Source organism: Clostridium sp. MB05 (genome assembly GCF_046581255.1).
Taxonomy (GTDB): domain Bacteria; phylum Bacillota; class Clostridia; order Clostridiales; family Clostridiaceae; genus Clostridium.
The window spans coordinates 3151442-3177011 of the sequence record NZ_CP174370.1; the positions used below are offsets into that span (position 1 = coordinate 3151442).

At 30.1% G+C, this 25570-nt stretch carries 23 protein-coding genes and 1 other annotated feature; of the genes, 1 reads left to right on the forward strand and 22 read right to left on the reverse strand.

All coding sequences use genetic code 11. The features are described from left to right. Positions 1-150 precede the first annotated feature (150 nt). From ACH36K_RS14740 to ACH36K_RS14800, 13 genes are all read right to left on the reverse strand, one after another. A complete protein-coding gene (locus tag ACH36K_RS14740; RefSeq protein ID WP_411168366.1) occupies positions 151-906 on the reverse strand; it encodes a cache domain-containing protein in 756 nt (251 codons plus the stop codon). Between the two features lie 233 nt (positions 907-1139). Beyond that, on the reverse strand, positions 1140-2339 hold the full coding sequence (locus ACH36K_RS14745; protein WP_411168367.1) for an FprA family A-type flavoprotein: 1200 nt from the start codon (positions 2337-2339) through the stop codon (positions 1140-1142). Positions 2340-2389: 50 nt separating this feature from the next. Then, the gene (locus tag ACH36K_RS14750; RefSeq protein ID WP_411168368.1) at positions 2390-4297 is read right to left on the reverse strand and encodes an acyl-CoA dehydrogenase family protein; all 1908 of its coding nucleotides are present in this window, start codon (positions 4295-4297) and stop codon (positions 2390-2392) included. Between the two features lie 547 nt (positions 4298-4844). Then, a complete protein-coding gene (gene trpS, locus ACH36K_RS14755; protein ID WP_411168369.1) occupies positions 4845-5861 on the reverse strand; it encodes a tryptophan--tRNA ligase in 1017 nt (338 codons plus the stop codon). 47 nt (positions 5862-5908) lie between these two features. Then, positions 5909-6155, reverse strand: a binding site (T-box leader). Positions 6156-6627: 472 nt separating this feature from the next. Continuing rightward, positions 6628-6825: a hypothetical protein gene (locus ACH36K_RS14760; RefSeq protein WP_411168370.1), complete on the reverse strand. Its 198-nt coding sequence runs from the start codon at positions 6823-6825 to the stop codon at positions 6628-6630. A gap of 1206 nt (positions 6826-8031) precedes the next feature. Next, the gene (locus ACH36K_RS14765) at positions 8032-8361 is read right to left on the reverse strand and encodes a hypothetical protein (RefSeq protein WP_411168371.1); all 330 of its coding nucleotides are present in this window, start codon (positions 8359-8361) and stop codon (positions 8032-8034) included. Positions 8362-8949: 588 nt separating this feature from the next. After that, positions 8950-9396 (reverse strand): WYL domain-containing protein, encoded by a 447-nt coding sequence (locus ACH36K_RS14770; RefSeq protein WP_411168372.1) that lies wholly within the window; start codon positions 9394-9396, stop codon positions 8950-8952. Between the two features lie 81 nt (positions 9397-9477). Continuing rightward, the gene (locus tag ACH36K_RS14775) at positions 9478-9657 is read right to left on the reverse strand and encodes a helix-turn-helix transcriptional regulator (protein ID WP_411168373.1); all 180 of its coding nucleotides are present in this window, start codon (positions 9655-9657) and stop codon (positions 9478-9480) included. Positions 9658-9936: 279 nt separating this feature from the next. Then, positions 9937-10359: a PH domain-containing protein gene (locus tag ACH36K_RS14780; RefSeq protein ID WP_411168374.1), complete on the reverse strand. Its 423-nt coding sequence runs from the start codon at positions 10357-10359 to the stop codon at positions 9937-9939. A 78-nt stretch (positions 10360-10437) separates the two neighbouring features. Then, complete coding sequence (locus ACH36K_RS14785) at positions 10438-11112, reverse strand: response regulator (protein WP_411168375.1); 675 nt, start codon at positions 11110-11112, stop codon at positions 10438-10440. Beyond that, complete coding sequence (locus tag ACH36K_RS14790; protein WP_411168376.1) at positions 11105-12712, reverse strand: ATP-binding protein; 1608 nt, start codon at positions 12710-12712, stop codon at positions 11105-11107. Before ACH36K_RS14790 ends, ACH36K_RS14785 begins: the two co-directional genes overlap by 8 nt. Before the next feature lie 257 nt (positions 12713-12969). Next, complete coding sequence (locus ACH36K_RS14795; RefSeq protein WP_411168377.1) at positions 12970-13941, reverse strand: 2-keto-3-deoxygluconate permease; 972 nt, start codon at positions 13939-13941, stop codon at positions 12970-12972. Between the two features lie 67 nt (positions 13942-14008). Continuing rightward, complete coding sequence (locus ACH36K_RS14800; RefSeq protein ID WP_411168378.1) at positions 14009-15181, reverse strand: NADP-dependent malic enzyme; 1173 nt, start codon at positions 15179-15181, stop codon at positions 14009-14011. A 264-nt stretch (positions 15182-15445) separates the two neighbouring features. On the opposite strand from ACH36K_RS14800, the gene ACH36K_RS14805 reads away from it, so the two are divergent. Continuing rightward, positions 15446-16093, forward strand: a complete 648-nt coding sequence (locus tag ACH36K_RS14805; protein WP_411168379.1) for a pentapeptide repeat-containing protein — start codon at positions 15446-15448, stop codon at positions 16091-16093. Between the two features lie 139 nt (positions 16094-16232). Here ACH36K_RS14805 and ACH36K_RS14810 read toward each other — a convergent pair whose 3' ends face one another. The 9 genes from ACH36K_RS14810 to ACH36K_RS14850 all read right to left on the reverse strand — a co-directional run bounded on the left by ACH36K_RS14810 (position 16233) and on the right by ACH36K_RS14850 (position 25548). Beyond that, on the reverse strand, positions 16233-17582 hold the full coding sequence (locus tag ACH36K_RS14810; RefSeq protein WP_411168380.1) for an ABC transporter permease: 1350 nt from the start codon (positions 17580-17582) through the stop codon (positions 16233-16235). Position 17583: 1 nt separating this feature from the next. Then, positions 17584-18246, reverse strand: coding sequence for an ABC transporter ATP-binding protein (locus tag ACH36K_RS14815; protein WP_411168381.1), 663 nt, complete (start codon positions 18244-18246; stop codon positions 17584-17586). 32 nt (positions 18247-18278) lie between these two features. After that, the gene (locus tag ACH36K_RS14820) at positions 18279-18503 is read right to left on the reverse strand and encodes a helix-turn-helix domain-containing protein (protein ID WP_411168382.1); all 225 of its coding nucleotides are present in this window, start codon (positions 18501-18503) and stop codon (positions 18279-18281) included. 14 nt (positions 18504-18517) lie between these two features. Further along, complete coding sequence (locus ACH36K_RS14825) at positions 18518-19006, reverse strand: DUF2975 domain-containing protein (protein ID WP_411168383.1); 489 nt, start codon at positions 19004-19006, stop codon at positions 18518-18520. A gap of 404 nt (positions 19007-19410) precedes the next feature. Further along, positions 19411-20247 carry an ABC transporter ATP-binding protein gene (locus ACH36K_RS14830; RefSeq protein ID WP_411168384.1) on the reverse strand — a complete coding sequence of 279 codons (837 nt, stop codon included), beginning with the start codon at positions 20245-20247 and terminating at the stop codon, positions 19411-19413. Further along, positions 20247-21329 (reverse strand): FecCD family ABC transporter permease, encoded by a 1083-nt coding sequence (locus ACH36K_RS14835; RefSeq protein WP_411168385.1) that lies wholly within the window; start codon positions 21327-21329, stop codon positions 20247-20249. Before ACH36K_RS14835 ends, ACH36K_RS14830 begins: the two co-directional genes overlap by 1 nt. Next, positions 21329-22351, reverse strand: a complete 1023-nt coding sequence (locus ACH36K_RS14840; RefSeq protein ID WP_411168386.1) for an ABC transporter substrate-binding protein — start codon at positions 22349-22351, stop codon at positions 21329-21331. The genes ACH36K_RS14835 and ACH36K_RS14840 overlap by 1 nt, the downstream gene beginning before the upstream one ends. A gap of 58 nt (positions 22352-22409) precedes the next feature. After that, entirely contained in the window at positions 22410-22751 is a 342-nt protein-coding gene (locus tag ACH36K_RS14845) for a hydrogenase maturation nickel metallochaperone HypA (protein WP_411168387.1), read from the reverse strand. A gap of 106 nt (positions 22752-22857) precedes the next feature. Then, positions 22858-25548 carry an FAD-dependent oxidoreductase gene (locus ACH36K_RS14850; protein WP_411168388.1) on the reverse strand — a complete coding sequence of 897 codons (2691 nt, stop codon included), beginning with the start codon at positions 25546-25548 and terminating at the stop codon, positions 22858-22860. Positions 25549-25570 lie beyond the last annotated feature (22 nt).

Sequence of the window (25570 nt, forward strand, 5' to 3'; positions counted from 1 at the left end):
TATTATAAATATAATAGATACTATTGCTATACCTATATTTAAGGTACGTATTTCACTTAAAATTTCATCTGTATCTATTGTTATAGCAGTGGACCAATTTGTAAGCTTTATTGGAGCATATCCAACGTATTTTGATTCACCGTTATAAGTTTAGTCTCCATATCCTGTTTCACCAGCTACCATTTTCTTTTCTATATCTACTATAGATTGAAGAGTTAGGTCTTCTTTTATATTTTCAAAATCGTTATTTTGAGATAATACTAATTCTTTATCTTTATGTGCTATTGTTGTCCCATATTTACTTATTATAAAAGCTTGACCAGTAGAACCAATCTTAACATCACTAACGAATCTACTAAGTTCATTTCCATCTTTAACAGCTGTGATAACACCTATTACATCTTCATTGAACTTAACTGGGACAGAATATATAACTACAATTTCTCCTGATGCCTTACTAACAATTGGATCAGATACATATGATGTACCTGAAGCGGCATTTTTAAAGTAATCTCTATCACTTGCATTAAAACTAGTTCCATCTGTTCTGCTAGCAGTACCATCTAAGGTAATAAAATTCATTGCTGTATAATTTCTATTTTTAGCTATTGATTTTAAAGTAGAAACCTTATCATTAATAGATATTTTGGGGTCTTTTAAATTATTGTTCTCAGAAATTATTTCTAAAGCCTGCATTTCTGCAATAAGTCCATTTTCAATAGCCTTTGAAGCTTGAATCGAAATTTCTGGTAAAGTTTTTTGAACGGTATTTTTTAATGATATTTTTGATATTAAAGAAGAAATTAAAGAGATTCCTATGCAAATAGCAACTATTAAAGAGATAAAACTTATTAATAATTGAATTTTAATACTTTTAAAACTTACTTTTCCTACTTTCTTTTTCATCTGCCTACCCCCATTAATTTACTTTATTTAAAAGCATACCTTACTTCTATCGATATATAATCTTAAAACTTAATATTATTGATATAATAAAAATGAGTATTATCTAAAAATTCGGATAATACTCACCTTAAATTTAAAGTTAATAATAATTTCTATTAATAAGAATTTTATTGGAGGTACCTCATTACTATAAAAGTAAAATCATAATTTATTTTATAGCATGTTTAGTATATCTATTGCATTGATTCTATAACACTTTCAACAAGTGAATCCATATCTATAGCATTGTCCTCATTCATAGAGGATACAAGTGAAACTTTATCTTCTAGAATTGTCATTTCTCTCATTTCATCTAGGAACTCACTCATTAACTTACCAGACTTACATGCCCATGAACCATTTTCAATAATTGAAAAGGTTCTTTTTTGAAGGTTAAGTGCCTTCATATCCATAAGATAATTATGCATAGGTGGATAAATTCCAAGATTATAAGTTACAGAAGCTAAAACCACATGACTAACTCTAAAGGTCTCAGAAATTAGCTGAGATACATGAGTACTTGAAACATCATACATAGTTACATCTTTTATACCTCTTTCTACAAATTTAGTAGCTAAAGAGGTAGCTGCAGTTTCTGTATTACCATACATTGAAGCATATACTATCATTACTGCTTTTTCTTCTGGTTCATATCTACTCCATTTATCATACTTATCAATAAAATATCCAAGATCTGTACGCCAAACTGGACCATGTAGTGGACAAATCATTTTAATATCAAGTCCACTTGCTTTTTTTAATAATGATTGAACATGAGCTCCGTACTTTCCAACAATATTTGTATAATATCTTCTAGCGTCATCAATCCAATCACGGTCAAAGTCAACTTCGTCATTAAATAGCTTACCATCTAATGCTCCAAAGGATCCAAAAGCATCAGCTGAAAAAAGAACACCATTTGTAGTATCAAATGTAACCATAGCTTCTGGCCAATGTACCATTGGTGCAGCTACAAATGTTACTTCATGCTTTCCAAAAGATTTTGTATCGCCTTCAGTAACCTCCTCTATTCTCCCATCGATGTCAAATCCAAATTGTCTCATTAATAGAAAAGCCTTCTCAGTGCTTATAATCTTAACATTAGGATAACGTAATATTATTTCCTCAATAGAAGCTCCATGATCAGGTTCCATATGATTTATCACTAAATAATCAAGTGGCCTACCATCAAGAACTGCTTGTACATTTTCTAAAAACTGTCTACAAATTGACCAATCCACAGTATCGAATAGTACAGTTTTTTCATCTAATAGTAAATATGAGTTATATGAAACACCCCTTGAAATTGGATGAATATTTTCAAAAAGAGCTAGACGCCTATCATTACCGCCTACCCAATAAAGGTCTTCCGTTACTTTTCTAACACAAAACATAAATTACTCCTCCTTTTTGCTATAAAAACCTTAAAATTTTTGCTATAAAATTAGACCTCTATAAAATTAGATTTTTCTTCACCACAATCTGGACAAATCCACTCTTCTGGAAGAGATTCAAATAAAGTTTCTGGTGATATGTCATTTTCTATATCCCCTACTGCTGGGTCATATTCATAGCCACATCCATTACAAACATATCTCTTCCAAGTAGGAATAGTCTTTTTAGGAACATACTTTTTCATTTTCTTCATAGGAGGTGCTTCCTTTTTTGGTTCTCCATTATCTAAAGCAGCTGTTAGTAATGGCATTATTTCTAGTAAGTCTCCAACAATACCATAATCTGCGTTCTTAAATATTGGAGCATTAGGATTATTATTAATAGCAACTATCGTAGTAGCATCCTTTATCCCCTTTAAATGTTGTCCAGCACCTGATATACCACATGCTATATAAAGATTTCCATTAAATTTTTGACCTGACATTCCAACATAACGATTTAAAGGTAAATATTTTAAAGTTTCAGCTACAGGACGAGATGACCCAATTGCTGCGCCAGCTTGAATAGCTAAAGCTTTAGCAAGCTCCATATTTTTTTCTTCTCCAATTCCCTTACCTACACTAACAACACGGTCTGCCTTGGATATTGGAGTATTTATATCAATACCAACAGTAAAGTCATAACCATCTGCTTTTAATGATTCTATAAGCTTAGTAACTTTTTCTTCAGCTGTTCCATCTTTCATAATCATCTTCTTACGAGCACCAGTCACTCCACCAGATGTAGATTTTTTAGTTATAGTTTCATTTTTAGGCATTTTACCAATTATGTGAGATGCAATTACCATTCTTTGAATCTCATTTGTTCCTTCATAAATAGTACAAATTTTAGCATCACGATATGCTCTTTCTACATCCATTCCTTTAAGGTAACCAGATCCTCCAAATATTTGTAATGCATCATTTACAACCTCTAAACATATATCAGAGGCATATTGTTTAGCCATAGCAGCTTCCATAGAATAAGGTTCATGATTTTCCTTAAGTTCAGCAGCACTATATACTAAAAATCTAGCTGCTCTTAGCTTTGTTGCCATATCAGCTAACTTAAATGAAATTACTTGTTGTTGACAGATTGGTTTACCAAATTGTATTCTTTCCTTTGAATATTCTAAAGCATTTTCATAAGCTCCTTGAGCTATACCTAGAGCTTGAGCTGCAATACCTATACGACCACCATCTAATGTTTTCATAGCTATTTTAAAGCCTTGTCCTTCTTCACCTAATAAGTTTTCCTTAGGTACTTTAACATTGTTAAATATTAATTCAGCAGTTGAAGAAGAGCGAATTCCCAACTTATCATAATGATCACCAAAGGTAAATCCTTCCCATCCCTTTTCGACTATAAAGGCACTTATGCCTCTAACTCCTATGTCCGGAGTTGTTACTGCAAATACAACATAAATATCAGCTTTATCTGCATTAGTTATAAAAATCTTTCCACCATTTAAAATATAATAATCGCCTTCTAGTTCAGCAGTAGTTTCTGTTCCACCAGCATCACTTCCAGCATTAGGTTCAGTTAAACCAAAGGCACCAATTTTTTCACCTTTAGCTAAAGGATTTAAATATTTTTGCTTTTGCTCTTCATTTCCATAGGCAAAAATTGGATATATTCCTAATGAAACATGGGCTGATAGAATTACACCTGTACCTCCATCAACCCTAGAAAGCTCTTCAACTGCAATGGCATAACTAAGTGCATCTAAACCTAATCCACCATACTTCTTAGAATAAGGAGTTCCTAATACACCCATTTCTCCTAACTTTTCTATAGCCTCATCTGGGAATTTACTTTCCTTGTCCAACATAAATGCTATAGGCTTTATTTCAGTCTCTGCAAATTCTCTAATTTTCACACGAAAAGCTTCGTGCTGTTCTGTAGTCTTAAAAAACATAAACTTGCCTCCTCTTATTTAGTGTTTTATTTAATTTTTATAAATTTTTTAAAATTTATAAAATATGTAAGTCTAATATCAAAATACACTATTCTAATAATCAAGCTAAAACTTATGTTGTTATGTCCTTATGTGTTATATACTCTATACCAATTAATATCTATTATTCCAGTTTTTCTCTTTCTTAATAATTATTATTATAAAACTCTAAATATCTATTGTCAAATTTTTCTGTAAACAATTCCAGTTTTATAATTAATATTAGTGCCTACTAGATAATATTATTTATATCTAAAACTATATATTCATTTTAATCTTAATAAGAAGAACTTTTTATAATTCACTCATCAGAAAAAGTGTAGCTAATATTATAAAAATAGTTTACTTGAGAGGTACAAAAAGAAAATTTACACACATTTTTGCATAGGCTTTTACAATAATTTTAATAACAAAAAAAGTATGTTATTCATTAAAAACAACATACTTTTTACTGCAGTCAGTACTCATCACTTTTGTATCCTCAAACCAGCACTTTACAAAGTCAACATCACTTAAAATAATTTATTCCAATAGCATCTCTAACCTCATCTAAAGTATTTGAAGCTACTTCTCTTGATATTTTACTCCCTTGAAGTAAAACACTATAAATGTAATCTATATTTTTTTCTAATTCCCTACGTCTAGCCCTAATTGGTTCTAGCTCTGCTTGTAAAACTTCATTTAAGAATTTCTTTACTTTTACATCACCGAGTCCACCTCTACTATAATGCTCCTTCATATTTTTTAAAATTTCTTTATCCTTGCAGAAAGCATTTAAATACGTAAATACAGGATTATCTTCAACTTTACCTGGATCTTCTACTCTTATATGATTTGGATCTGTATACATTACCATAACCTTCTTAGCTATAATATCTGGTTCATCAGATAAATAGATTGCGTTATTTAGAGATTTACTCATTTTTGAATTTCCATCGACACCTGGCAATCTTCCCATACCATTTATGGGAATTATAGCCTTAGGTTCTACTAATATTTCTTTACCGTAAATACTATTAAAGCTTCTTACTATTTCTCTAGTTTGTTCTATCATAGGTAGTTGGTCTTCTCCTACTGGAACTATAGTAGCCTTAAAGGCTGTTATATCTGCTGCTTGACTTACTGGATATGTTAAGAAACCTGCTGGAATACTCAATTCAAAGTTCTTTTCTTTTATTTCATTTTTCACTGTTGGATTTCTTTCAAGCCTTGAAACTGTAACTAGATTTAGATAATGTATTGTTAATTCGTTTAACTCTGGTATTTGTGATTGAACAAATATTGTAGATTTTAAAGGATCTATTCCTACTGCTAAATAATCCAATGCTACCTCTATTAAATTTTTTCTTATTTTCTCTGGATTCCTAGCATTATCAGTTAAAGCTTGTTGATCTGCTATCATTATGAAGCTTGTGTAATCCCCATTATTTTGTAGATCTACTCTCTTTTTTAATGAACCTACATAATGTCCAAGATGCAACTTCCCTGTTGGTCTATCACCTGTTAATATGATTTCTTTACTCATAATCTTCACCCCTTAATTCTTTGCAAAATAAAAACTCCGTCCTAAATAAATAGGACGGAGATAAACCGCGTTGCCACCTAAATTGTATAGTAAAATATACTATACCACTCCTTTTCAAGTACTACCATACTCTATCTGCTATAAGATGCAGCCCACCACTTAGATACTCTGATAATCATTTCTCATCGTTCCTCAAAGGTCCATTCACTAAATCTCTTCTTGTTAGGATTCCACCACCCCTAACTCTCTTTATTGAAGCTTAATATAGCTACTACTCCTTATCTTTGGATGTTATTATTTAAATTTATTACATTTTACATCAAATACTCTTAATTTGCAATCTTATAATACTTAAATTTCCTTGACAAATTCCTATTTATCAATCTCCTATTCTCTTCGAAATATATATCATAAGTAAATTATAGCATAAATTCATGGTATTATTTAATTTTCAAAGAACATATTTTATTGTTTAGATTAATAAAATTTCTTATATTTATTAAAAATAAAAAGACCACAATATAATATTCAATTTAGACTGATATACTTCCCGCAGTCTCTTATATAAAGCCTTCTACTAAAATGGTGGGGTACTAATTCTATTTAATTATTATGTTTATGCTTGTTTTAGCATAAAACATCTTTAAAGGCTAGTTATATCAATGATTTAGGTGTAGTTACTACATAAATTTATTAGGTAACTACTATATACCCCATTCTTCTTTTAACTTATTAACTATTTTCATCATCTCCCCATCATCTTTTACTATATTTGGGTGATATGCCTTTCTAAAGTTTCATATAGTTTCTTATATTTACTTTTATATTCTTCATTGTGGTTATTATGTTTATTACTATGATAGTCACCATATGAATTATAATTATTGTAGTTACTTTTAAAGTTTTCATAATAACTACGTTCATGTTTTTTTAATTCATACTGCTTTTTTATATTGTTTAACATTTTTTAGTACTCCAAATATATCATAACAATAATCATATGAATTTTTGCCATACACTTTTTCAAACTTTTCTTTTTCTTACACGTATCTCTTTAATATATCTTCACTAATTCTTGCTGGATTCCAAAAACTTAATTTCTACCTCTCAATAGAGTGTAATCTATACTCATTTGTTATTTAGCTTTGAGAATAAAAAATATCACAAATTCATTTCAGAATGATGCGACATTTTAATCTGATACTTCATATTTATGGAACTTTTCCTTAAAGTGTTTTCGTAATCCTGCAATCTATTTAATCAAACCTTTATAAGCTTTTTGCAATTTGATTTCTTGTAATAGTTTCCCATACTCACTTAAACTTTTACTCAATGATTCCATTCTCTATTCCTCCTAAATGCTATAAATAAATTCCTATTTTCCACAATGTAACGCTACATCCTTAATATAACTATCTCCTGCATAAAGCTCAATTATCTCCTGTTTTTCCAAATCATTGAGCCTATTAATATTCGCAATATAATCACCATGGCTATCGCCATTAATGATATTCTCAACTACCGTGCATTGGCATACAACCTTTTTAGTGGATGCTGAGTTCTTTATTCCTTATTTTGCTAGTTTATTAAATAATCTCATAATATTCATCTCCCAATTATAAATGACCTGTTTATTATTAATATATATAAATTCAGATTGCTTTTTTAACATTCAACCCCATCCTAAATTGGAATTTAAAGGAGGAAATATTTTAAATATGAGTATTATAAAAAACGAAATTCCAATTTTAGAATTTGATACAGAACATAAATCGGTTATTATGCCAAATCACGAAAAACTTGACTTATATCTACCACGAAAAGCTGTTTTTGCATTTCTCGATGAACATATAGATAAATTCCAATTTATCAATTAGAATTTATGAACAATCTTAAATTATTAGGATTAAGAAGTAAAGTGGACAAATTAATTTGTCCACTTTTATACGTTCTATTATCAACACTGGTTTAAAACAGAGCCTATTTTTAAATATTCCCTCATACCAAACTTTAATATTTAAAGTTAACTTCAAGTCAATATAGATAAAAAAGTAGAGTATATATTATCTTGCCTGCTCACTTTTATTCTCCAAAGTGGAATCAATATAATATATATTCTACTTAGTATAAACTAACTATTTATATCACATGTACAATTTTATCTTTAGATCTAAAAGAATGGAAAGAATGGAAATGGGAAGAAAAATGGGAATACCCCACGGACATTATTAAATGGAAAGCCCCTACGTCTAAATCTCCTGCGTCTTCTCATTCCCCTACCGCCACCAAATTGCCTTTGTCCCTCAGGCATAGGCATATCGTCTATATCTATTACGTCCTCACCAACTAACATAATAATTCCATTAGAATCGACATTTTCTAGGATTCCGTCCACTGAACTACCATCTTTCATTACTAAAATAATATGAAAGTCTATTAATCTTTTGCATTCATCGAATAAATTTTGTAGGCTATAATTCTCGCCTCTGTCAAAATTCAATTAAATCACTTCCTTTCTATTAGCATGATATTCACTCTAAACAAAAATGGTACTATTTGTAAGATGTTTTTTATTTATACTCAATATAAACTTTCTAAAAAACTAGTTGAACTAATACCATATAACATATCGTTCCACCAGCAATAGAAACTAATATTCTAATAATAGAATTATAACGCTTGTCCTCTTTTAGCCAATTATCTATAAAAATAATAACTAATAAAACTAGCCGTAAGCAAATATAATAATTACTTAAGACTAGCTCCATTAGCTACTAATTAATATCTATATTAAAATTCTGTTGTACCAAATTTATCATTTCTAAGATATTGTATATTAAAAAAGATGACACCTATGTGTCACCTTTATAAATTTCACTCATCTTCTTTATTCATAATTTTACTTTTTCTTTTAATTGTAGTGGAGATATAACTTTAACTTTGTCCTGCATGCTTATAACAAAATCCACAGTCCAGTCCAGATCACTAACTTGAAATATTATGTATCCCTTTTCTTCATTGCTGTTTCTCTGAAAAAATTTTGCATCAATTTTATCTGTTAGAAAAATTTTATTAATAATGTCCTATTCTAATGTAACATTATATAAAGTTTTTGAATCTTGCGAGGAAACAAAGCAGTACCGAAATCATTTCTAAAATCAATTTTTTCAATTGACTTGCAATTAAAATTTTTATCCAGAATTCTATATGAAACAATTCTATTAACCTTAAAAAAACGAAATTCATTATTATCTTGACAAAAACCATATAAATACCAATATGACTGCTTAAAAATAAGTTTATATGGATGAATAATCCTCATTTTTCTAGAACTTTTAGAAATATATTCAAGGCAAATACACTTATGATATTCTATCGCTTCATGCAAACCAGTAGTTTTTTCCTGTGTAATGATATCTTGAAAGCATGATGATAAATCAATTAAATAGTCACTTTCTGAAAATATAGTTTTTGTTTCTTTTAGTATTATTTTTGCCATTAGATTTATTAGATCATTATTTCTATTAATGCTCATCAACCCAGAAAGTGCAGTAAAAATATTTTTTATATCATTATTAGAAAAAATACTTTTTTTATATTTGTATCATTCAACAACTTATACTCCGCCACCAATACCCGAATATGTAATTATAGGAATTCCTGATTCATTTAATGCATCCAAGTCACGAAAAACTGTACGCTTAGAAACTTCAAATCTTTCTGCCAGCTCTTTTATTGTAATTCTGTCTGTATTAACTAGTATATTTAATATTCCTAATAATCTATCAATTTTCATAGTAGCACACCTTCTATCAATTATTTAGTTAAACTAAAAGCAATCTATATTTATATATCATAAATACTTTATATTTATATAAAAAACTCTATTTAGGCATTTTTTATAATTTTTTCTCTGCCTTATGTTATATGGTGAGAGTTTATAAAAAAAACTATAAACTATACTCCCCTTATGAGAGCACATATACTATATCTAAGCTACAAATTCCTATTTAACGGGCGCAATTACTATTACTTGCTAATTATAAATGTAATTATAGCTTATAAAAATCTATTATTAAACATTTATAACTATGTATTCATAGAAAATATATGATGTCCCCATATCCAATAATTCTTTGAATTTTAAAATTTCATCTGCTGAGCTATAATTTTGCACTGAACCTGTTTGTTGTACTACTGGATTTGTTTTAGACTCTTGTACCTCTAAAAGTAATTCATGTATTTTATCATTAATATTTCTAGCTGCACTTTTATTTACTTCAACATTAAAAGTTTCTTTTACAATATCTATAGTAATAATACCTGTTATTGCACCTGTCGTCATAGTAATATCATTAAGATTTTTTAATGATACAGTTTGAATTATTTCTCCTACCCTCTTCTTTTGTGCCATAACGATCCTTTTGTTAGTAACATCATAGGCAAAATTAGAATCATGTTTACCATTAACATAATTATGAAGACCAATAAAGCACATTAATATTTTTTCAAAAAGTAAATACTTAAAAAATCCATGGAATAGCTATCAAATGATAATTTTATTCCATGGATTTTTTTAAATTTTGTGATATTTGTATTGTGGTCTACCTACCTTGCCGTATTCCACCAATTTTTCCACTTTATTTTCTTTTTCCATATATTCAAGATATCTTCTAACTGTTACTCTTGCTATACCTAGTTTTTCTGCTAAATATTCTGCTGTCAAATCCTCATAATTACTTTTTTCTATTTCATCCCATATAGATCTATATGTAAATCTATTAAGGCCCTTAGCAAAATCCTCTTCATTTTTGGAAACAATTGAATTAGCTATCAACTTATCTAATTCCTTTTGTTCAATTTCATCATTATTTTTGAATTTATCATATCTACCCTTAAATTGATAAAGAGCCTCTTTAAATCTATCAAAGTCAAAAGGTTTAATAAGATAATCTACAACTCCATACCTAAAAGCTTCTTGTATTCTTTCAATAGATTTATCAGCAGTAATTAAAATAATATCTATATCTATCTCTTGTGCTCTTATCCACTTTAATAAATCAATTCCATTTTCCTTAGGCAGGTACACATCTAATAATATTAAATCAGGTTTTTTAGTTGATATAACTTTTTTTGCATCGGTAAGGTTAGAAACAGCTTTATATAAAACAAATCCTTCTATTCTTTTTAAGAACTTAACATTTATTGCTCTAACCATAGGATCATCTTCAATAATCATAACTTCAATCAAACTTATCACTCCTTGCCATTGGTATATCTATATTCCAAAGAACACCTTCATCTACATGAAATTCTATTGTACCGTTCATTTCATCTATTATTTTTTTAACAATATACATACCATGTCCACGCTGTCCTTCCTTCGTAGAGAACCCTTGCTGATATATTTTTCCTCTATATTCTAATGGAATTCCTCCACCATTATCTTTCACTTTTATATTTAAAAAATGTTTATCTTCAACTATTTTTATATATATTAATCCAGTTCCATCATTTTTAACTTCATCTAAAGAATTTTCTATTAGATTTCCCATAACTGATACAATTTCTTCAGAAGACATACATTCTGGTAAATTTTTAAGCTTTGAATTTTCATCTATTTTTAATTTAACTCTACATTCCTCAGCCTTATTGTATTTTGCAAGTAACAAAGCTGATAAAGAAGGATCTTTTATTTTCTCTGTTAGAATATTACTTATATTATTTCTTACCTTCGCCACATCTGCTATAAATTGTAGAGCTTCAGTATATTCTTCTAGCTGTATAAGTCCTGCAATTGTGTGAAGTTTATTCATAAATTCATGATTTTGAGCTCTTAAGGACCATGCCATTTTTTTAGCACCTGTGAGCTCTTCAGCCATTCTAGTCACCTCAGTTTTATCTCTAAAGCTAGCAATAGCTCCCACAACCTTACCTCTATTAATTATAGGAATTCTATTAGTCATTATTATTGTGTTATTTATTCTCTGCTCTTCTTCAAACTCAGGTTTTCCTGTTTCTAATACATTAATCATATGGGTATTAGGAATAACTTCTTCTACATTATGCCCTATAATCTGTTCTTTATTAACAGCATTTTTAAGATTTAATATCTTTAAAGCTGAGTCATTTATAAGAGTAATTATACCAATATGATCAACAGCTACTAACCCCTCATGAATAGCATCAATAATTCCCATCCTTTCATTATAAAGTTTTGTTATTTCATCAGGTTCAAGTCCCATCAAAATTTTCTTTATATTATTTGCTAATAAAAATGCACCTATTATACCTACTGTCAATCCACCAATTGCAATTAATATTATATATAAAATAGCTGTATGCTTAGCTGTTTCAACACTGTGAGTTAGTGTACCTACACAAACAAAACCTATCTCTTTTTTGTTTTCTTCATCATATATTGGAGCAAAAGCTCTTAAGGATTTTCCCAATGTTCCCGTAGCCTCAGAAATATATGTTTCTCCCTTTTGAGATACTCTATACTCATCTCCTCCAACAAAGCTTTTCCCTATCATTTCAGGATTTGGATGAGAATATCTAATCCCCTCCATATCTACTACAATTATATACTCAATTTGCTCTAAATGCTTAAGCTGCATATTAACATAAGGTCCAATCTTTCGGTTTGGATCCTTATCCTCCAATGCATCTACTATCTCTCTAGAATGCGCTACCATCTCAGCTACATTCATAATATTAGTCCTAGCCTTACTTTCAATATTCCCAGTCATCCATGAGGCGACAAAAGAAATGATTATAATTATAGAAACAAACACTACTGCACTAACTAATAATGTAAGCTTTGTTTGCAATTTAATTGGTTTTTTCATATTCATCACCTCAATTTTAATATATTTTTCTATTAATTAAAATACATTAAAATGCTATAACATAACTATTTTAAATGTATAAACTTTTGAAGTTTTTATATCTATATTTTGAAACTAAAAAACACAGAATAGTAGAAGACCTTATGTAAACCTAGAAGAATTAATATAAGAGACTATCTTAATCTCATTATATAGTACTTCATTCATAATTGTCTCCTACTTTTTCTGTGTTTAATTTAGTATCTAATAAATATTTTTTATGCAGCAGCTTCCTTCTGCAACTTTTTCATTTTATTTTTTTGAAGTATCTTGAATGCATACGTTACAATTAGTGGACAAAGGATTGCTGAAACCACGCATGCTGCTGCAACCTGTGCAGTTGCCATTGTTGCCACAACAGCCATACTTGGATCTGCAGCTGCAACAGCCGCTGGTGTCGCTACAGCATTTCCTGCTGTTGACCCTGTTGCAAGTCCAATTATAGGTTCTTCTTTAAATAGTTTTAGTAACACATAAGCTCCTATTCCTGTTAAAGCAGCTATTACTCCTAATAATATACCAGGACCTCCAGCTTCTACAATAGTTTTAAGATCCATTCCTGCGCCTAATGGGAAAGAGAAGAATGGTATTAATAACATTTTACTGCTTCCAAGGAATTTTCTCATATCCTGATCAATATTTCCTAAAATCATACCTACTACTATTGGAATCATTACTGCTACAAGTGCCTTAAAAGGAACTTGAGCAAGTCCTGATGCACCTAATGCAACTAATGTGAAAAATGGGCCGTCTTTTAAAGATAATAAAGCATACGCTCCTACATCTGTTTCATCACCATACTGTGAAGCAAGAGATGCATATAATCCACCATTACAATTTGTTAATGCCGCAAGGATAGCTAATGGTGATAAGCCTAATACTCCTGCAGGTCCAAAAACTTTTCCTACAAATATACCAATACCTGCACCTACTATAAATTTTCCTGATATTAATATTGCACCTTTTTTTATTGCCTTTGGTGCTAATTTGAAATTAATTTGTGAACCAATTAAGAACATAAAACAAGCCAAAATTGTTGTTGATGCCTTTGGTCCGAATAATGCCGTTGTGAAACCACCAATCTCGAAAAATTGTGGAAAAAATGTATTAACTAATACCCCTAAAAAAAGTGGGACTACCATCATACCGCCTGGAATTTTATCAAGTGTTTTTTTAATTGGAATTTGCATTTTTACCCCTCCATTTATCTTTTAGCGGCTTGTAGAATTTCTACAAGCGGTCCATTATTCTGAATTTTTATACTCTTGCTACTCCGCTTTTTCTTGCTGCTTCTTTTATTGCTTCAGCTACATTAGCTGCAACAGTTTTGTCTAATGCATATGGAATTACATTGTTCTCATTTAAATCTTCATCTTTTATTATAGAAGCTATAGCATATGCTGCTGCAATTTTCATTTCTTCATTGATTTCTTTTGCCCTAACATCTAATGCTCCTCTGAATATTCCTGGGAATGCAAGTACATTGTTAACTTGGTTAGGGAAGTCTGATCTTCCTGTTCCAATTACTCTAGCTCCTGCTGCTTTTGCTTCATCTGGCATTATTTCAGGTGTTGGGTTTGCCATTGCAAATAATATAGAATCCTTATTCATTGATCTTACCATGTCTTGAGTTACTACTCCTGGTGCTGAAACTCCTATAAATACGTCTGCACCTACTAATGCATCAGCTAAAGTTCCTTGAATATTCTCTGGATTAGTTATCTTTGCAAGTTCCTTCTTAGCATCATCTACATTTTCTATTCCTTTGTAAAGAGTTCCAACTCTATCACATGCAATTAGATTCTTTACTCCTGAAGAAAGTAATAGTTTAGCTATAGCAGTTCCTGCTGCTCCTGCGCCATTTATAACAACCTTTACGTCTTCTATTTTCTTATTAACTACTTTTAGAGCATTTATCATTCCTGCAAGAACAACTATTGCAGTTCCATGTTGATCATCGTGGAATACAGGTATATCAAGTTCTTTCTTTAATTTTTCTTCAACTTCAAAGCATCTTGGAGCTCCAATGTCTTCTAGATTGATTCCTCCGAATCCTGGTGCTATTAATTTTACAGCTTTTACAATTTCATCAACATCTTTTGTATCTAGACATATTGGGAATGCATCAACCCCTGCGAACTCTTTAAATAATATTGCTTTACCTTCCATAACTGGCAATCCAGCCTTAGGACCTATATCTCCTAACCCTAATACTGCTGTTCCATCTGTCACTACTGCAACTAGATTTCCTTTTGAAGTATACTTATAAACGTTTTCTTCATTCTCATGAATTTTTCTACATGGTTCTGCAACTCCTGGAGTATAAGCTAAACTTAAATCATCTCTTGTTTCAACTTTAATCTTTGATTTTATTTCTATTTTTCCTATATTGTTTTCATGTAATTTTAAACTTTCTTCAAAATAATTCATATTTTATACCTACCCTTCAAATTTCATATTATTTTTTGTATTCGTTTTCCATGAGTAAATAATAACATCACTTTTTTATTATTAAAATATTTTAAACTTTAAAAACATATTATGGTCATAAAGAATATTTTGTTATGTTTTTAACAACATATAAATATTATTTTATTAAATTCATTTTATTAGTAATAATCCTAACAGTATGTTAATATTAACTAGACTAAACAGGTACAAAATAAAATTCAAGATATTAAGATGGAGGTAACAATGGCTAAAAACCAAAGCGTTAAAGGAAATTTCAATTATAACAACATAGAGAAGAAAGATAAGAACTTTATGTACAAAAATCTTGAAAGAAGTAATTGCTATAATTGTAATTTTTCAGGTTCAAATTTTGATTACGTAAATTTTAGAGGTGCACATTTTAAGTCATCTAGCTTTTTTAAATGTAGTTTTAAATGGTCTGAGTTTATAGGAACTAATTTCAAAAAGAGTAAATTTAAAGATGCTATCTTTGAAAATGCTATATTTGACTCTGTAAAGCTAGAAGATGTTGATTTTAAAGATGCCAAATTTATAAATACAATATTTGTATCAACTGACTTAAGTAAAGCTAAAAATTTAGATACTAAAAATCCAGGAATAAGAATTTTTGATGAAATGCCTCAAATAGAAATAAGTGAAGAACTTAAAAATGCAGCTTTTAATACATTCAATAATAAATATATAAAAGCTTCAAGGGTTCTGGATACAAAAGAAGGCGGTCTTAATTACTTAAATATTATGATTCTTTTAGAAAATTTTGATGAAGAAACATTAATTAAAGGATTAAATTTTATTGCTAGTGAATTAGATAGAGATTTTTATACAATAAGTTATATAATAAAATTTATTCAAAATATGCCAATATCTTAGTATTAATAAATTTTACATAATAGTATTTCTTTTAAAAAGTAAATAATCCAGTGAGATGTACATATTTTATTGTTATCTCACTGGATTATTTAAACTCTCCTTATTTTATCACTATTACTTTATTTTAATGAAATTAACCTTATTCATATCGTAATGACTCTACAGGATCAAGCTTTGAAGCTTTATTAGCTGGATACAAGCCCGCAATAATTGAAATTAATATAGCAAATCCTATAGTCCCAAGAACTAACCAAATAGGAGTAGAGAAAATATTAGGAACGTCATTAATTCCCTTTGATTTCAAGAAACCATCTAAGAATACTTTAATAATTTGAGTATTTATTAAACTAAAAACTACACCTATTAATCCGCCTATAAATCCAATAGCAGCTGATTCTACAATGAACAACCTCCTTATATCCCCCCTAGAACATCCTAAGGCTTTCATTATTCCAATAGATCTTGTTCTTTCATATATAGCCATAGTCATAGTATTAATTACACCTATAGAAGCAACGAATACTATTATTATACCTATCACTGCTAACACAGCGTTAACTACAGTGAAAGTAGATTTAACATCTTTAATCATTGATTGTATACTTGTAGTTCCATAACCCATTTTAGTAATTTCATCTGAAACTGATGAAACATCAGATATATTTTTTACTGTAACTTCTACTTTGTCTGCTCCATTTTCTTCATAATAGTTTTGATTTAAATTTTGATAACTTATTAAGTCTTTTACATCATCGATAGAAACTATTAGCTTATCACTATTAGAAAAATTTTCTCCTATTATGCCTACAATTTTAAAGTTTTTAACTAAAGGTTCCATCATTGGTATCCCAGATATGTCTGGCAACTTAGCTGTTAAAGTGATTTCCTTTCCAACAACAGATTCAGCATCATTAATACCTAACTTATCTAATAATTTTTTCCCTATTAATATTGAATTCTTATCTTCCTTTTTAAGCATTTCACCGTAGATAATTGGTTCTAAATCTTCTTTCTTTTCTTTAATTCTTACAGTTTCTATGTTATTCTCAGTAAATATCGGATAGTTTAAATCATATGCCAAAATAGCTGTATCCTTTATCTCTTTATCCATAAGCTTTTTCTCAATAGATGGTATATATGTATAAACGCTTATATCTTTAACCTCTTTAATTTCTTTAATTTTGTTCAAAGCATTCTTATCTAGAATCTTAGGCTTTAATTTTGATTGTTCAGAAGAGTTTTCCCCTTCTTTATTGACTTCTAACTTTACACCATCCTGTTCTGTCTTATAAGGAGTTACATCAATAACATTAGCAGAAGCCCTAGCTTTCAAATTATCTTCTATAATCTTTTGTACTCCTACTCCGAGACTTACCATGAGTATTATTAGCATAGCTCCTATGGAAACTGCAAAAGATGTAAGAAAAGTTCTCATTTTTCTTCTACTTAGATTTCTAAATGCTGTTTTTATACTATTTTTCAGTTTCATATTAAACCTCCACCTTACCATCCTTAATTTTTATAACTCTATCCGCATACCTTGCTTCTTCCATGTTATGTGTTACCATAACAATGGTATATCCTTTCTTTTTAAAATTAGTAAGCATTTCCATAGCCGCTGATCCTGATTTAGAGTCTAAATTTCCAGTTGGCTCGTCCGCTAAAATTATTTTAGGATCATTTACCAAAGCTCTAGCTATGCTCACTCTCTGTCTTTGCCCACCTGAAAGTTCTGTAGGTTTATGCTTCATTCTATCTCCCATCCCCAAAGCTTCAAGCACTGATTTAGCTTTATCATTCATTTCTTTATCAGATACTCCTGCTATCATTAGCGGCATCATAACATTTTCTACTGCTGTAAGGGTAGGCTCTAAATTAAAGGATTGAAATACGAATCCAATTTTTTCATTTCTAAATTTAGACATTTTCTTATCTTTAAATTTACTAATATCCTCACCTTCGATAATTACCTCTCCCCTTGAAGGTCTATCTAATCCTCCTATCATATTCATTAATGTAGATTTACCAGAACCCGATGGTCCAACTATAGCAACAAACTCACCTTTTTCTATTTTTAAACTTACATCATCTAACACAGTAAGTTTCTCACTACCAATATTATAAGTCTTACTTATATTTTTAATATTTATCATGTTTTTTCTCTCCTTATTCTTAATTATATTTTTTATTTTAATCCATCATCACCTTCATCTACATATTCTAAGATATCTCCTGGTTGACAATCTAAAGTTTTACATAATGATTTTAACGTAGAAAAACGAATAGCTTTTGCTTTATTATTTTTTAAAATCGAAACATTAGCCATGGTTATACCAAGCTTTTCTGAAAGCTCTGTAGAGCTAATTTTTCTTTTTGCCATCATCACATCTAGATTTGCTATAATAGGCATGGAAACACCCCTTTCTATATTGTTTTATCATTTTCATCCTTAATCTCTATAAAAATCTTAAATAATTGTGATAGTACTAAGAATAAAAATCCTATAGTTGTTCCGATGAAAATAACTATAAAAATAGAACCTAGTAAAAGAGCATTTCTAAAAAAATCAGTTGAGTACTTTAAGTATGTTGTACTCATGATAAAAATAATTATTTCACTAAATGAACAGAAAGAAATTATTTTTAAAGAGTTAACAATGTTAAGTGAAAAGGCATTATTTTTTGCAACTAACTTACAGATTTTCTTTAAATTAAATAATGCTATAACATATGGAACAGCACATAGATAAATACATGTCGATATTTTTATCACTAAGTTTTTATCCAATAAAGAATATTCACTTTTTAAAAGTGCAGTTGTAATAAGTGGAGTTCCTAAAAGCATTAATAATGTAATACATATTCCTAGAAGTACAAGAAAATTTAAAATTTTGTAGTTTAAGTTTTTTTTCATTTTACTAATCTCTCCTTTAAGTTTATATAACTATATTAAGATAAATATTTATCGTTTGTCAATAATTTTTTTCCTCAAAAAGATATTTTTTCTTTAATAATCATTCAGGTAATTTCTCTGATTTTAATAAGAATCATATCTTATATGCTGATTTCAAAAAATATTCTATAATTTATTAAATATAAAAAATAAATCTAAAAGTATTCCCTAAAGCACTCCTAGACGTAAAATAAAAGGTCTATAAGATTAATAATTTAATACTAATCTTATAGACCTTTATCTTAATTCTTCATTTTATTTATCATCTGAAACTCTCCAAACTATTATATGTAATATAATTGATAATACTACAAATGCTATAATAGCTGTATACTTATTTCCATGCTATAACTCATTTGTACTTTTTAATGAGTATGCACTCCTGTAAATCCATCTTCATGGACATGATCTGTTCCTATTCCTTTAATATGCTCATGTGTATGCATAAATGATACTTGAAGTTTTTTATTTATAGGATTAACTCCTACATAAGCATTTACCCCAAATACATCTTTTAACATTTTAGAATTTATTATTTCTTCTACTGTTCCAACTTCTTTTATTTTTCCATCTTTCATTACAATTAAATAATCACAATACATAGCCGCTAAATTCATATCGTGTATTGCTGCTAATGTAGTTATATTAAGGCTCTTAACTAAATCCATAAGTTGTATTTGGTATCCTATATCTAAATGATTTGTTGGTTCATCTAGCACTAAAAAATCAGTATTTTGAACTAAAGCTCTAGCTATTAAAGTTCTCTGCTTTTCTCCCCCTGAAAGTTCAGAAAAATTCCTGTCACTATAGCTCTCTAAGCCTACCTTTTTGAGCATTTCCTTAACCATTTTTAAATCATCTTTAGAGTAATCCTCAAAAACTGACTTATATGGATATCTTCCCATTTTTACTATTTGCTTTACAGTAAAATCAAAGTGAGTATTACTTTCTTGAGCTAAAACTGCAATCTCTTTTGCACAATCTTTATCTTTCATTTTAGATAATTCTTTATTATCTAACAATATACTTCCACTTGATGGTTTATAAAGTCTATATATGTTTTTAAGTAATGTAGATTTTCCTGAACCATTGGGGCCTATGACCCCTACAAAGGAACCTTTTTGAACTTCAAAAGATATGTCTTTTAATATTTCTTTTTTATCTATAGAAAACCTTAAATTTTTAACTTGAACTTTAAACATTACTCTTTTCCTCCAAATGAATAGTTCTTCTTAGAAATTAAATATAAAAAGAATGGTCCTCCAACTAATGAAGTTATTATTCCTATAGGTATTTCTATTGGTGGAAAAAGTCCTCTAGCTATAACATCTGATGCTATTAAAAATATTGCACCTATAAGTGTTGAAAGTGCTATAAGTTTTTTATGATCACTTCCTACTATAGTTCTACATATATGAGGAACTACAAGTCCTATAAATCCTATTGCTCCTGTTATAGCAACTAATGCTGATGTAAGTAATGTAGATAGTATTAAAATTATAGATTTTATAATCTTTATATTTATTCCAAGTATTATTGCACTATCATCACCTAGAAGTAATATATCTAGTGATTTAGACATTATTAATGATGCTATAATAACTACAACTAATATAATAAATGGAAATAATAAAACGTCCCACTTAGCTCCTCCTAAACTACCAATAGTCCAAAAAAGAGCACTTTTTGCTTGATTTGAATTTTCTGCTGAATATATAAGTAAGTTAGTAAGCGATGAAAATATTGTTGATATTGCCATACCTGATAATACTAGTCTTGTTGTAGATGTTGTTCTGCCCATTTGAGTTCCTATTGCAAAAACTAATATTCCTGAAATTAAGGAACCTATAAAAGCCCCTACCCCAATACTATTTATCCCAAGTGATGATATGCCACCTAAAACTATAACTGCAACAGCACCACAAGATGCCCCTGATGATATACCTAATATGTATGGCTCTGCTATTGGATTTTTAGTAACACATTGCATAAGCACTCCACAAAGTGCAAGGCCTGCTCCACATATAGCTCCCAATATCACCCTAGGTAATCTTATTTCCCATATAATATTTTGTGTCATTACGTTTCCTGCATCACTATAAATTGCTCCATCTGTTAATTTACAAAGTAGTACCTTATATACTTCTCCTGGTTCTATATATGTGCTACCTATAGCTATTGCTATAACTATTGTACCTAACAGTATTAAACTTAAAGCCACAACCCAAAATAAAAAGCCTTTCTTTTTAGTGACTCTTCTTTTATCTTTTAAAGCTTCTTGCATTAATTACCTTCTCCAAATAAATATCCGTGCACTTGCTGTATTAACTTAGGATTTCTAACACCTGGAGAAAGATCAGCTAATCCTACAACATATATTTTGTTGTTTTTTATAGCTGGTACATCCTTAAGAGCAGGATGAGCTTTTAGGAAATCTATTTTCTCTTGTACTGGCTTACCTGCCATAAAATCAGTTACTAATATAACTTCTGGCTTCTCAGCTACTATACTTTCCCAACTTACATTTATATAAGGCTTATTTGCTGTCTTTCCAAATATATTATTCCCACCTGCAAGCTCTATTAAGTTGTTAGCAAGACCAGCTCCAACTACCATTGCATCATTTTCACCTGAATCACATACCATCATTTTCACTCTATCTTCTTCTTTTATGTCTCCTACCTTATCAGTTACAACTTTTATATCCTTTTTCATTTTATCTATTACTTCTTGAGCTTTATCTTGTACTCCAAATATTTTTCCAAGCAATTCAAAATCTTCATAAACAGTTTCTACTGTTGCATCTACTCTATAAGACTTAGCCATAAATGGAGTTATATCTTTTGATATAAGGTCACTAGGTGATCCTGTGCTTTGTTCACTTATAGATGAATCCCATCCACTTACAAAGTCTGCACCTGTAGCTAGAAATCCTTCCTTAGAAACAGCATGTCCTTCTGAAATTTTAAGCTCTGGTATTTTATTGTAAGCTTCTTCAAATTCTGGCAATATAGGATTATCTAAAAGAGCCGTTCCAACCATTCTATCTTCCAGTCCTAATGCCAGTAACATTTCTGTCATAAATTGAGATAATGTAACTGCCTTTTGTCTTGGAGAGTTTACTGTTACATCATAATCTTTAGCCCCATCTGAATATACATATTTTACTGTTTCAAAATTACTTGCTTGAGCCTCAGTATTTGTTTTTTGCCCCTTAGCTTTTTCATTATTAGAACAGCCTACTGTACCAAAAGCTAGCGTAGCTATAGTTACCATAATTATAAGCTTTTTTGACCTCTTATTCATAAAGTGTTATCCTCCGCTTTCTATTCCATAAATTATGTTTTGAGTTAATAAGTATTATTTAACAAGCTACAATTTCCTTAATCATAAACTCTTTCCCACTTAATAATTCCCAATGATTTTCTTCGCAATATGGACAAGCATCCTTATTTTGAATAAGATTGTAAACTTTATTACACTTTTTGCACATAACATTGCCTGGTAATATTTCAATTTCTAATTTTGTATTCTCTAATATAGTACCATCCACTGCAGCTGGGTAACAGGATTCAATATATCTTGGAATCATTGATGAAAGCTCCCCAATTTGAAGAACTATTTTATCTATTTTTGTTAATGCATTTCTTTGTGCAAAGTTTTCAACTGTTCTAACTACTTCAAAGACAACTCCTAATTCATGCAACTAAACTCACCTCTACTTCTCTATATTAAAAATCTAAGGGGAACCTTAAGTTCCCCCTATATCTTTTTTCAATCTATCTTTCCTTTAGACATTATCAAATAAATAATTAAGAATTTCCTTTAAGTATCTTCTTAACTTTTCTAGCATTAATTACAATTTTACGCTTAATTGTATTCTTAATAACCTTTGGCTTAAGTTGTTTAAGAGTTACACTTTGTGCATCATATTTTCTATAAAGAGAAATAGCATCAAACTTACATCTAGTTGTACATGCTCCACATCCTATACATGTATATTCATCCACTGTTGTAGCACCACATCCAAGGCAACGTTCTGTTTCCTTCTTCATTTGCTCTTCAGTAAATGTAGGACGTAAATCTCTAAATGTTTCTTTTGATTTAGCTCCATCCACATGATCTATTCTATTTCTCTTAATATTATCATAACCCTCTAACCTTAAGTTTTCTTTATCAAAGGCATGATATTCCCTTCTATCACGACCTAAAACTAAGCTTTGACCTGGATGAACAAAACGATGAATTGATATGGCAGCTTCTTTACCTAAAGCAATAGCATCTATAGCAAATCTAGGTCCAGTTAAGGCATCTCCACCTGCAAATACGTCTGGTTCTCCAGTTTGTAATGTAAATGAATCTGCTTTAATTGTCTTATTTGGATTTAATTCTGCTTTGCTATTTTCTAATAAGTTACCCCAGTCCATTCCTTGACCTACTGAAATTAAAATATGACTTGCTTTAACAACCTTAACTTCCTTTTCATCAAATTTTGGATTGAATCTTTTATTTTCATCAAAAACAGAAATACATTTCTTAAACTCAATTCCAACTACCTTACCATTTTCAGTTAGAATTCTCTTTGGTCCCCAAGAATTATTAATTTCAATATCTTCTGCTAAAGCTTCATCAATTTCTTCATCTAAAGCAGGCATTTCTTTTCTTGATTCAAGACAGAACATAGAAGTTTTAGCTGCACCAACTCTTGTACCAGTTCTTGCAACGTCAATTGCAACATTACCACCACCGATTACAACAACTTCTCCATCTAGCTTAATATCATTTCCTAAGTTAACTTCACGTAAGAAATCAACTCCAGTCATAACACCTTCTGCCTCTTCACCTTCTATACCAAGGTTTCTTCCTGCTTGTGCACCTATTGCAACATAGAATGCTTCATAGCCTTGACCTCTTAATTCTTTAAGAGTTACATCTTTTCCTACTTCAACACCAGTTTTGAATTCTACACCTAATTCTCTTAAAATTTCTATTTCTGCATTTATTACATCTTTTTCTAATCTATAAGATGGAATTCCAAGTGTTAACATACCACCGAGTACCTTTTGCTTTTCAAATACAGTTACCTTGTATCCATCAATAGCTAAGTAATATGCACAAGATAAACCTGAAGGTCCACCACCTACGATTGCAATTTTCTTACCATATTCATGTCTTTTCTTTGGCACATAACGATGTTCTGTATTTAAATCTTGCTCAGCAATGAACTTTTTAATTTCATCTACAGCAACTGCTTCATCAATTTCTCCTCTAGTACATGCAGATTCGCATTTTCTTGGGCAAATACGTCCACATACTGCTGGGAATGGATTTTCATTTTTTATAAGCTCAAGTGCTTCTTTATATCTTCCTTGAGAAGCAAGCTTTATATAACCTTGAACAGAAATATGTGCTGGACAATATGTTTTACAAGGACTTGTACCAGTCTCAACAACGTTTTCTCTATTTATACGATGGTCAACATTCCATTTATCTTCGCCCCACTCTGTATTATGAGCAAAATCTACTCTCTTCTTCTCAGGAATTGGTGTTTTAGTACATAATTTTTGACCTAATTTTAATGCATTAACTGGACAAACTTGAACACATTCTCCACAAGCCACACATTTGTCTTTATCTACTTTTGAAACATAATTTGAACGCACAAAATCATTGTTTCTGAACATACCAGCAAGTCTTGTAGCATAACATGAACATCCACAACAATTACAGATAGCATGAGTATGTCCTGGACCATCTGCATTTGGTATTTGATGCATTAAACCATTTTCTTCAGCTCTCTTAATAATATCAAAAGCTTCTTCACGAGTAATAGCTCTACCTCTACCTGTACGTATATAGTATTCTGCCGCATGTCCAAGTTGAATACACATGTCTTCTTTTAAGTGTCCACAACCTTCACCCATAGCTTCTCTTGATGTACGACAAGAACAATCTGATACAGAGAATACAGTATTTTCATTAAGATATTTAGAAATTTCTTCATATGAAGCTCTTCTAGTTTCTCCTTCAATAGCTGTTTCTATTGGTATAACACGCATAGTTCCTGTTCCTACTGAAAAAACACCTGCTGTAAGAGGAGCTTTTTTTCTTCCATATGCCTCAAAAGCTTCTGCAATTTGCTTATAATTTTCAACACTTTCTCTATTAGGATGATTAACTATCATTTCCATTTGTCCTGGAACCCAAAGATCATACCAGTATTTATCAACCCCATCTATTTCACCAATGAAACAAACACCAGCAACAGCTAAATCCCATAGTAATTTTGCTGTTTCCTCTACAGATTTTCCACATAAAGCTGCAACTTCTTCTGCACTCTTCTTTTTACGAAATTCAAGATGAAGTCCTACTTCTGCCATTTCTGTTGTAACAACAGGCTCAAGAATTTTATACTCAGGCTGATCTGGCTTAATTTCAGATTTCGACCCAGATTTTTTCATACTTATGTGATTTGCAAGATCCAATACCTTCTGATTTACCATTAATATATTCCCCCATTTTTTT